The following is a 10,237-nucleotide window of genomic DNA, read 5'->3' on the forward strand; positions in this document are numbered from 1 at the left end:
TGTTCCCACCCAGAAAGACGCTGATTCGGAGATCTAGCTACTGATTGAGTTTGAGCACAGCCATGAAGGCCTCCTGGGGTACTTCCACCTTGCCCATGGCCTTCATCCGCTTTTTACCCTTGGCCTGCTTTTGCAACAGCTTTTTCTTACGGGAAATGTCGCCGCCATAGCACTTAGCGAGCACATCCTTACGCATGGCGCTGATGCTTTCGGAGGCAATCACCCGGCTGCCAATGGAGGCCTGAATCGGAATCTTGAACTGCTGGCGAGGAATCAGTTCCTTGAGCTTTTCGACCAGGCCCTTGCCCACGTTGTAGGCCTTATCGCGGTGCACAATGGTGGTGAGGGGATCGGCCTTTTCCGCATTGATCAACACGTCAAGGCGCACCAGTTCATTTTTGCGATAACCAATCAGGCTATATTCCATGGATGCATAGCCCTTGGTACGGCTCTTCATCTGGTCAAAGAAATCGGTTACCACTTCTGCCAGGGGCATCTCATAGTGGAGGGTCACCCGGTCGGTGGTGATGTATTTCATGTCGATAAACTCACCGCGCCGCTCCTGGCACAATTCCATCAGGGCGCCGTTGTAGGTATTGGGGGTATAAATCTCGAGCTTTACGTAGGGCTCCTCTATCGATTCACGCTTTTGGGGATCGGGGAGGGTGGCCGGGTTGTCCACCATCAGGGTGGAGCCATCGAGCATGTTGACCTGATAAATCACAGACGGAGCCGTGACGATTAGGTCGAGGTTGTATTCACGTTCAAGCCGCTCCTGCACAATCTCCATGTGCAATAGGCCCAGGAAACCGCAGCGGAAGCCGAATCCCATGGCGCTGCTGGTTTCAGGCTCATACTTGAGTGCCGCATCGGAGAGCTGCAACTTATCTAGGGCTTCGCGCAGATCGGGGTATTGGTCTGCATCGGTGGGGAACAGGCCGCAGAACACCATCGGCTTTGCCTCGGTATAACCAGGCAAAGGCTCGCTGGCGGGATTGGCGGCGAGGGTGATCGTGTCGCCGACCCGGGCATCGGCCACGGCCTTGATCGAGGCGGCCATATAGCCCACCTCCCCAGCATGGAGGGAATCCACCTGGCGCTGATCGGGCGCCATCACCCCCACCTCATCGGGCTCGTAGCACTTCTTGCTCGCCATCAACAAGACTTTGTCGCGCTTGCTGATGGAGCCAGAAATCACCCTGAAATAGACAATTACGCCCCGGTAGGGGTCGTAATAGGAGTCGAAAATCAAGGCCCTGAGGGGCTCTGAAAGCTTGTCGGGGGGAGGGGGTACCCGATCCACCACTGCCTGGAGGATATCTGCCACACCTAGGCCGGTTTTGGCTGAACAATGGATCGCATTGCTGCAATCGAGGCCAATGATTGCCTCAATTTCTTCGGCGATCCTTTCGGCATCAGCCCCGGGTAGGTCGATCTTGTTGAGCACCGGAATGATCTCCAGATCGTTTTCCAGCGCCAGGTACACATTGGCCAAGGTTTGGGCCTCAACTCCCTGGCTGGCATCCACCACCAACAGGGCGCCTTCGCAAGCCTGCAGGGAGCGACTCACCTCATAGGAGAAGTCGACGTGACCGGGGGTGTCGATCAGGTTGAGGATGTACTGCTGACCATCGGCGGCGGTGTATTCCATCCGCGCCGCCTGGAGCTTGATCGTGATGCCGCGTTCCCGTTCCAGCTCCATGTTGTCGAGGAACTGCTCCTGCATGTCCCTGGCTGCGACAGTGCCCGTTTCCTGCAACAGCCGATCGGCCAGGGTCGATTTCCCATGGTCGATGTGGGCAATGATGCAGAAATTGCGTATCCGTGAAACGGGGACATCGGTCATGGCCTGATCCTAAGGAGCCAGGCCAACTCCCTAAGCTGGATTCAGTAATTAGGCGCAGCCATGACCACCGAAACCGCCAACGCCGATCCTGTGGCCGATCCCCGGGCCCTCACCCTGGAAAACGTGGAGCGAGCCCTCGATGAACTGCGCCCCTACTTGATGGCCGATGGCGGCAACGTGGAGGTGGTGGAAATTGATGGCCCGATCGTCAAGGTGCGGCTCCAGGGCGCCTGCGGCTCCTGCCCCAGCAGCACCATGACCCTAAAGATGGGCATCGAGCGCAAACTGCGCGAGGCCATTCCCGAAGTAGACGAAGTTGTGCAGGTGCTCTGAGGCCAGTCCAACGGCTCTGAACCAGAGCCAGCGGCTTTAGCTCTGCTCGTAGGCTCGGCCCACTTGCCCAAAGACCGTGCTGGATCAGCGCCTGCTGCGCGAAAACCCTGAGCTGATGCGCCAGCAGCTCAGTCGCCGGGGCATGGAGCTGGACCTAACCAAACTCCAGCTAATCGCCCAGCAGGAACGGGACCTGGAGGAACAGCGCAGCAATCTCCAGGCCGAGGGCAACCGCGTCGGCAAGGAGGTGGGCGGCCTGATCAAATCCGGAGAAGCCCCCAACAGCCCTGGGGTGCAGGTCCTGCGCGATCGGGGCAATCACATCAAGCAGCAGGTGGCGGTGCTGGAGGAGGAGGAGAAGGCGCTGCAGACCAAGTTGCGTGAGCAGCTGGCGGCGCTGCCGAACCTGCCCTCCGCCGATGCCCCCGATGGCAAGAGCGAAGCCGACAACATCGAAATCAAGTGCTGGGGCAGCCCGCGCCAGGCCGCTGAAGGCGAAACCCTTGAGGAGCACTGGCAGATTGCCGAGAGGCTCGAACTGTTTGAAACCGAGCGGTCGGTGCGGATCGCCCAGAGCCGCTTTGTGACCCTGCTGGGCCAGGGCGCAAAGCTGGAGCGCAGCCTGATCAGCTTCATGCTCGATCTCCATGGCGGCAAGGGTTACCGCGAGGTGCTGCCCCCAATCCTGGTGAATTCAGCCAGCCTTACCGGCTCGGGCCAGCTGCCGAAATTTGCCGAGGAGAGCTTTCGTTGCGCCGACGACGACCTCTGGCTCACCCCCACCGCCGAGGTGCCCGTGACCTCATTACACCGCGATGAGGTAATCCCGGCCGACCAGTTGCCGATCAAGTACGTGGCCTATACCCCCTGCTTCCGCCGCGAAGCGGGCAGCTACGGCCGCGATACCCGGGGTTTGATCAGGCTGCACCAGTTCAACAAGGTGGAGCTCTATTGGTTCTGCCACCCAGACCACTCCGCCGCGGCCCACCAACAGATCACCGCCGATGCGGAAGCGGTGCTCGAGGCCCTCGAGTTGCCATACCGCAAGATCGAGCTCTGCACCGGCGACATGGGCTTTTCCGCCGCCCGCACCTACGACCTGGAGGTCTGGCTGCCGGGCGCCGGCGCCTACCGGGAGATTTCCAGCTGCAGTATCTGCGGTGATTTCCAGGCGCGCCGCTCTGCCATTCGCCTCAAGGAAGCCAAGGGCACCCAACTGGTGCACACCCTCAATGGCAGTGGGCTAGCGGTGGGGCGCACCATGGCGGCCCTGCTGGAAAACGGTCAGCAAGGCGATGGCAGCGTGCTGCTGCCCAAGGCCCTGGTGCCCTACTTCGGCAGCGATCGGATCAGCGCGGGTTAGTAGTGATGTCGCAGCTGGGCGATCAGCAGGCTTGCCTGCTCCAGCCGGTAAACAATCCGGTGTTCGTCATCGATGCGCCTTGACCAATAGCCCGCCAGGGCGTGGCGCAAGGGCTCAGGCTTGCCAATGCCCCGGAAAGGATCACGCTGGATCTCACCAATCAGCCGGTTGATGCGCTGAAGCATCTTGCGGTCATGCTGTTGCCAGTGGAGATAGTCCTGCCAGGCCTCTTCCGAGAAGATCAGTCGCACGGCAGCAGCGCATGGTCTTCCCCACCGCCACTGTTCAGGCTGGCGATCGAGCTCAGCAGGCGCTGGGCATTGGCGGGACTACGCAACAGGTAGGTGGTTTCTTCCATGGCCCTGTAGTCCTCAAGCGACAACATCACCACAGCTGGCTCTCCCCGGCGCGTGATCACCACCGGTTCGTGGTCTTCGCAGACCTTGTTCATGGTGCCCGCTAGCTGGGCCCTGGCCATGGAGTAAGAGATCGCGTTCATCGGCCGCCATCGGTACGTCTAATTGTACGTACTGATGGCGGGTCAAACCGAGCACAATGACCTAATTCTGAGCAGGGCCTGGATGGGCGTTCTGACGGCACTGGCGATCCTGGCGGGGCTGATCGTGGTGCACGAGGCGGGCCACTTCTTTGCCGCCACCTGGCAGGGAATCCGCGTCAGCAGCTTTTCGATTGGCTTTGGTCCGGTGTTGCTGGAGCGCCAGCGGCGCGGGGTGCAATTCGCCCTGCGGGCCATTCCGCTGGGGGGGTTTGTGGCCTTCCCCGACGACGACGACGAAAGCGATATCCCCAAAGACGACCCCAACCTGCTCAGCAATCGCCCCCTGCATCAGCGGGCCCTGGTGATTGCCGCCGGCGTAATGGCCAACTTTTTGTTGGCCTGGCTGGTGCTGGTGGCCCAGGGCTATGTGGTGGGCATTCCGGCGGGCTTCAGTGCGGCACCCGGGGTGCTGGTGGCGGCGGTGCAACCCAACCAAGCCGCGGCCCTAGCTGGACTAAAGCCGGGCGATCGGATCATTTCCCTGGCCGGCCAGCCGATTGGCGGCGGCCAGGAGGCCGTGGCCGAGCTGGTGAAAACAATCCAAGGGGCCCCCAGTCGCACCCTGCCCCTGGTGGCAGAGCGGCAGGGCCAAAAGGTGAAGCTCAAACTCAAGCCCAGCGACCTGGGCGGCCTGGGCCGGATCGGCGCCCAACTCCAGCCCAATGGCACCGAAGCCTTCCGCAGGCCAAAGGGTCCCCTGGAACCCATTCGCCAGGCCGACCACGACTTCGCCCTCCTGACCAAGCGCACGATCGCCGGCTTTGGCACCCTGGCCACCCATTTCGGTGAAACCGCCGGCCAGGTTTCCGGGCCGGTGAAGATCGTGGAGATGGGAGCAACCCTGGCCAAGCAGGGGGGCGGCAGCCTGTTTTTGTTTGCCGCCTTGATTTCAATCAACCTGGCCGTTCTCAACTCCCTGCCCCTACCCCTGCTTGATGGCGGGCAATTTGTGCTGCTGCTGCTTGAGGGGGTGCGCGGCAGGCCGATCCCGGCCAGGTTCCAGATGGCCTTCATGCAATCGGGTTTTGTGCTGCTGGTGGGGCTGAGCGTGGTGCTGATCGTCAAAGACACCTCCCAACTGCCCCTGGTGCAGCAACTGCTGGGCCATTGACTAAGCAGCCCGCCAAAGCCCAGCAGCCCGCCAAAGCCCAGCGGCCGGCCCGCTTCGCCTCGGCCAAGGTGCGGGCCCCCCAGTTACTGGACCGGCTGGGGGAGCTCTATCCCGAGGCCACCTGCTCCCTCGATTGGCGCACCCCCTACGAGTTGCTGGTGGCCACCATGCTCTCGGCCCAGTGCACCGATGAGCGGGTCAACAAGGTGACCCCCGCCCTGTTTGAACGCTTTCCCGATGCCGCGGCGGCGGCGGCGGTCGAGCCGGCCGAAGTGGAGCCCTACGTGCAATCGACGGGCTTCTTTCGCAACAAGGCCAAGGCCATCGTGGGCAGCTCCAGGTTGCTGATGGAGCTCCATGGCGGCGAAGTTCCCCAAACCATGGAGGAGTTGCTGGTGCTGCCTGGGGTGGCCCGCAAAACCGCCTCCGTGGTGCTGGCCTGGTGCTTTGGCATCAATGCCGGCGTCACCGTCGACACCCACGTCAGCCGCCTGAGCCAGAGGCTGGGCCTCAGCAAAAAAAGGGAGCCGCGACAGATCGAGCCTGACCTAATGAAGCTGGTGCCCCAAGAGGAATGGCAGAACCTCTCGATCCGGCTGATCTTCCATGGCCGGGCAATTTGCACGGCCCGCAGGGCCCAATGCGGAATCTGCCCCGTGCAAGACCTCTGCCTGATGGGGCGCCGCATCGCAAGCTAAGCTGGACCATCGTGTTCCGATAGTTACGCAGCTCGCATGGCGAAGAAGTCGATGATTGCGCGCGATGTAAAGCGCAAAAAAATGGTTGTTCGCTTCGCCGCCAAGCGCGCTGCCCTAATGGCGGCTTTTGATGCCGCATCCGATCCGATGGAGCGCCTGGAGATCCACCGCAAGATTCAGAACCTGCCCCGCAACAGCGCCCCCAGCCGCGTGCGCAACCGCTGCTGGGCCACCGGCAAGCCCCGGGGTGTGTACCGCGATTTCGGCCTTTGCCGCAACCAACTGCGGGAGCGGGCCCACAAGGGCGAGCTGCCCGGCGTGGTCAAGTCCAGCTGGTAACTCAAATCCAGCTATTTCAGGCTTATCGCTAAGCCAGCAAATACCAGGGGCGCCACGGGGCGCCTTTTTTTGTGCGCACCCTTATTTGGTCGCCTTTATTGCGACCCACTAACAGCCCGCGCGAAGTGCGAGAATGGTTTCTGACAACAAAAGGACATACGCCCAAGTGCAAGGACATACTCAGTCGATCTCCTTCGATGGTCGGGAGATCCGGCTGACCACCGGTCGGTTCGCCCCCCAAGCAGGGGGTTCGGTGATGGTTGAGTGCGGAGATACCTCTGTTCTGGTCACCGCCACCCGTTCCGGTGGTCGCGAAGGAATCGATTTCCTGCCCCTGATGTGCGACTACGAGGAGCGGCTGTACGCCGCCGGTCGCATTCCCGGCAGCTTTTTCCGCAGGGAAGCTCGTCCCCCCGAGCGGGCGATCCTCACCTGCCGCCTGATCGATCGGCCGATGCGGCCGCTGTTCCCCAGCTGGATGCGCGACGACATCCAAATCGTGGCCACCTGCCTTTCCCTCGACGAGCGAGTTCCGCCCGACGTATTGGCAGTAACCGGTGCCTCGATGGCAACCCTGCTGGCCAAGATCCCCTTCTACGGCCCCATGGCAGCCGTGCGGGTGGGGCTTCTGGGCGACGACTTCGTGCTCAATCCCAGTTTCCGGGAAGTGGAGCGCAGCGAGCTCGACCTGGTGGTGGCTGGCACCCCGGCCGGAGTGATCATGGTGGAGGCCGGCGCCAACCAGCTTCCCGAACAGGATGTGATCGAAGCGATCGACTTCGGCTACGAGGCCGTCGGCGAACTGATCAAGGCCCAGCAAAACCTGCTGAAGGAGCTGGGTATTGAGCAGGTGATTCCGGAGGCCAAAAAGGAAGACACCACCCTGCCCAGCTACCTGGATAAGGAATGCGGCAAGGCAATCGGTGAAGTGCTCAAGCAGTTCAGCCAAACCAAGATCGAGCGCGACGAAAAGCTCGATGCAATTAAGGCCCAGGTGGGCGAAAAGATTGCCGCCCTCAAGGAAGGCGACGCCATCAAGGTGGCCGTAAGCAGCAACAACAAGGCGCTCGGCAACAACTACAAGAGCCTCACCAAGAAGCTCATGCGCGAGCAGATCATCAAGGACGGCAAGCGCGTGGATGGCCGCAACCTCGATGAGGTGCGTCCGATCAGTGCGGCAGCTGGCGTTCTGCCCAAGCGGGTTCACGGTTCGGCCCTGTTCCAGCGCGGCCTTACCCAGGTGCTTTCCTGCGCCACCCTCGGCACCCCCAGTGATGCCCAGGAAATGGACGACCTAAACCCGATCACCGAGAAGAACTACCTCCACCACTACAACTTCCCCCCCTATTCCACGGGCGAAACCAAGCCGATGCGCTCCCCCGGTCGGCGGGAGATTGGCCACGGCGCCCTGGCTGAGCGGGCAATTGTGCCAGTGCTGCCGAATAAGGAGTCTTTCCCCTACGTGCTGCGGGTGGTTTCGGAGTGCCTGAGCTCCAATGGCTCCACCTCGATGGGCTCGGTGTGCGGCAGCACCCTGGCCCTGATGGATGCGGGCGTACCCCTGAAGGCGCCGGTAAGCGGCGCCGCCATGGGCCTGATCAAGGAGGGCGAGGAGGTGCGGATCCTCACCGACATCCAGGGGATCGAAGATTTCCTTGGCGACATGGACTTCAAGGTGGCCGGCACCGAAAAGGGCATCACCGCCCTGCAGATGGACATGAAGATCACCGGTCTGGAGATGAAGACCATTGCCGAGGCGATCAACCAGGCCCGTCCGGCCCGGCTGCACATCCTCGAGAAGATGCTCGAGGCGATCGATAAGCCCCGCGACACCATGTCGCCCCATGCCCCCCGCCTGCTCAGCTTCCGGATCGATCCAGAACTGATCGGCACGGTGATCGGCCCCGGCGGCCGCACCATCAAGGGCATCACCGAGCGCACTAACACCAAGATCGACATCGAAGATGGCGGCATCGTCACGATCGCCAGCCACGATGGCGCCGCCGCCGAAGAGGCCCAGCGGATCATCGAGGGCCTGACCCGTCGCATCAGCGAAGGGGAAGTGTTCCAGGGTGCCGTTACCCGGGTAATTCCGATTGGTGCCTTCGTGGAAATCCTGCCCGGGAAGGAGGGGATGATCCACATCTCCCAGCTCTCGGAAGCTCGGGTGGAGAAGGTGGAAGACGTGGTCAACGTCGGCGACCAGGTGACGGTGCGGGTGCGCGAAATCGACAACCGCGGCCGCATCAACCTGACCCTGCGGGGCGTGCCCCAGGCCGACGCCCCAGAGCCTGCCTAGACCGGGAAGCTCGGGTCGATTTGGGCTATGGCTTCTGCTGCGCGACCGCAAAGGTCGCCGTGGCTGAAGCCGTGGCTGGCGATCAGGCAACCTGCCTGGCGCACATCGCCCGTGTTGTAGGCCAGCGGCCGACCATCGGCATGGCTGAAGCAACCACCGGCGGCCCGCAGCACCGCCTCTGGAGCGGCCATGTCCCAATCCTTGGGTGCGCTATTGCCAGAGAGAGAGATGTAGAGGTCGGTCTCGCCCCGCAGGATCGTGGCCACCTTGCCGCCCACACTGCCGATTGCCTTGGTGTCGCCGAGGGCCAGGGCCTCTAGCAGCTGCTCGAGGCGCCCGTCGCGGTGGTTGCGGCTGGCCACCAGCACCAGCTCCGCCAGGGGCCGCCGGCTACTGAAACGCACCGGAGTGCGCTCGGCTGCGCGGTTTTCACACCAGGCCTCGCCGGCCGAACCAGCCAGTCCGGGCAGCACCCCCAGCCAGAGTTCTTCGAGTTCCGGCAGCAGCACCACCCCCAGCACCGGCTGATTGCGGTGCACCAGGGCCAAGTGCACGGCGTATTCACCGGTGCCCTGGAGGAAGTCCTTGGTGCCATCGAGGGGATCGAGGATCCATAGCCATTCAGCATCTAGTGGCTCACCTTCCGTGAGCTGTACCTTGGCGGTTTCCTCGCTCAGCACGGTCCAGTGGGCAGCGGGGAAGGCCGCCTGCAGACCATCGAGCAGCCACTGGTTCACCGCCAGATCGGCGGCAGAGACTGGCCCCTCGCCACCCTCCTCCACGCTTAGGGCCCCGGGGAAGCCATGGGGTGGCTGCTCGCCGCGGCCATAGGCCAGCAGGATGTCGGCAGCGCCCCAGCTGAGCTGGCGCAGCTCCTGCAGCAGGTTTTCAAGGCTGATGCCCGATGGCAGGGCGAGGGGAGCCGGCATCATGGGGTGGCAGGGATCAGCATTGTGCAGGAGCCCGCCCCCAGCAGAGCCCGCCAGTAGCAGTGCAAGCCCCAGAACCAGCTCCCGGTGTTCTTTATCTGGTGGGCACGCCGATCGGCAACCTGGCCGACCTATCCCCCCGGGCCCGGGTGGTGCTGAGCGGTGTGCAGCGCATTGCCTGCGAAGACACCCGTCACAGCGGGCTGCTGTTGCACCAGCTGGGGTTGCGGCAAAAGGACCAGGGTCCGCGGCTGGTCAGTTTCCACGCCCACAACCAAAGCGCCCGCATACCGGAATTGCTTGGGGCCCTGGAGGCAGGCGAAGCCATTGCCCTGATCAGTGATGCGGGTTTACCGGGAATCTCCGATCCGGGCGAGGTGCTGGTGGCGGCCGCCCGCGCCGCCGGCCATGGGGTGATTTGCGTTCCTGGCCCCAGCGCGGTGACCACGGCGTTGGTGAGCAGCGGCTTGCCCTGCGGGCGCTTTTGTTTTGAAGGTTTCCTGCCGCCCAAAACAAACCAACGGCGCCAACGGCTGCAGGAACTGGCCCGGGAGGAGCGCACCATGGTGCTGTTTGAGGCACCCCACCGGCTAGTCGATCTCCTGGAAGATCTCCTGGCAGTACTGGGTGATCGACCGCTGCAGGTGGCCCGGGAACTCACCAAAAAGCACGAAGAACAGGTGGGGCCCAGCGTGGCCGTTGCCCTGGCCCACTTCCGCGCCAAGGCACCGCTGGGGGAATGCACCCTGGTGCTGGGGGG

11 protein-coding genes are annotated in these 10,237 nt (G+C 62.8%); 7 read left to right on the plus strand and 4 right to left on the minus strand.

Annotated features, from left to right (window positions below):
• Positions 1-37 precede the first annotated feature (37 nt).
• Positions 38-1,846, minus strand: a complete 1,809-nt coding sequence (gene lepA / locus KBY58_RS00675; RefSeq protein ID WP_254932823.1) for a translation elongation factor 4 — start codon at positions 1,844-1,846, stop codon at positions 38-40.
• Between the two features lie 60 nt (positions 1,847-1,906).
• On the opposite strand from lepA, the gene KBY58_RS00680 reads away from it, so the two are divergent.
• Together KBY58_RS00680 and serS are read left to right on the plus strand one after the other, a co-directional pair.
• The gene (locus KBY58_RS00680; protein ID WP_254932822.1) at positions 1,907-2,179 is read left to right on the plus strand and encodes a NifU family protein; all 273 of its coding nucleotides are present in this window, start codon (positions 1,907-1,909) and stop codon (positions 2,177-2,179) included.
• A 76-nt stretch (positions 2,180-2,255) separates the two neighbouring features.
• Positions 2,256-3,542, plus strand: a complete 1,287-nt coding sequence (serS, locus tag KBY58_RS00685) for a serine--tRNA ligase (protein WP_255002268.1) — start codon at positions 2,256-2,258, stop codon at positions 3,540-3,542.
• Here serS and KBY58_RS00690 read toward each other — a convergent pair.
• Positions 3,539-3,793: a Txe/YoeB family addiction module toxin gene (locus KBY58_RS00690; RefSeq protein ID WP_254932820.1), complete on the minus strand. Its 255-nt coding sequence runs from the start codon at positions 3,791-3,793 to the stop codon at positions 3,539-3,541. The genes serS and KBY58_RS00690 overlap by 4 nt on opposite strands.
• Complete coding sequence (locus KBY58_RS00695; protein WP_254932819.1) at positions 3,784-4,041, minus strand: type II toxin-antitoxin system Phd/YefM family antitoxin; 258 nt, start codon at positions 4,039-4,041, stop codon at positions 3,784-3,786. The genes KBY58_RS00690 and KBY58_RS00695 overlap by 10 nt, the downstream gene beginning before the upstream one ends.
• Before the next feature lie 82 nt (positions 4,042-4,123).
• Here KBY58_RS00695 and rseP point away from each other — a divergent pair, with 82 nt between their 5' ends.
• The 4 genes from rseP (at position 4,124) to KBY58_RS00715 (ending at position 8,548) form a co-directional block, all read left to right on the plus strand.
• Positions 4,124-5,212, plus strand: coding sequence for an RIP metalloprotease RseP (gene rseP / locus KBY58_RS00700; RefSeq protein ID WP_255002270.1), 1,089 nt, complete (start codon positions 4,124-4,126; stop codon positions 5,210-5,212).
• Positions 5,209-5,910 (plus strand): endonuclease III, encoded by a 702-nt coding sequence (gene nth / locus KBY58_RS00705; RefSeq protein WP_255002271.1) that lies wholly within the window; start codon positions 5,209-5,211, stop codon positions 5,908-5,910. The genes rseP and nth overlap by 4 nt, the downstream gene beginning before the upstream one ends.
• A gap of 36 nt (positions 5,911-5,946) precedes the next feature.
• On the plus strand, positions 5,947-6,249 hold the full coding sequence (rpsN, locus tag KBY58_RS00710) for a 30S ribosomal protein S14 (protein WP_254932816.1): 303 nt from the start codon (positions 5,947-5,949) through the stop codon (positions 6,247-6,249).
• Positions 6,250-6,415: 166 nt separating this feature from the next.
• Positions 6,416-8,548: a polyribonucleotide nucleotidyltransferase gene (locus KBY58_RS00715; protein WP_255002273.1), complete on the plus strand. Its 2,133-nt coding sequence runs from the start codon at positions 6,416-6,418 to the stop codon at positions 8,546-8,548.
• On the opposite strand, the gene KBY58_RS00720 is transcribed toward KBY58_RS00715, so the two are convergent.
• Positions 8,545-9,480 carry a 3'(2'),5'-bisphosphate nucleotidase CysQ gene (locus tag KBY58_RS00720; RefSeq protein WP_255002274.1) on the minus strand — a complete coding sequence of 312 codons (936 nt, stop codon included), beginning with the start codon at positions 9,478-9,480 and terminating at the stop codon, positions 8,545-8,547. The genes KBY58_RS00715 and KBY58_RS00720 overlap by 4 nt on opposite strands.
• Positions 9,481-9,539: 59 nt before the next feature.
• On the opposite strand from KBY58_RS00720, the gene rsmI reads away from it, so the two are divergent.
• The coding region (gene rsmI / locus KBY58_RS00725) for a 16S rRNA (cytidine(1402)-2'-O)-methyltransferase (RefSeq protein WP_255002275.1) at positions 9,540-10,237 on the plus strand (698 nt) is incomplete at its 3' end.

Origin of the sequence: Cyanobium sp. HWJ4-Hawea (assembly GCF_024345815.1) — a bacterium.
Lineage (GTDB): Bacteria > Cyanobacteriota > Cyanobacteriia > PCC-6307 > Cyanobiaceae > Cyanobium_A.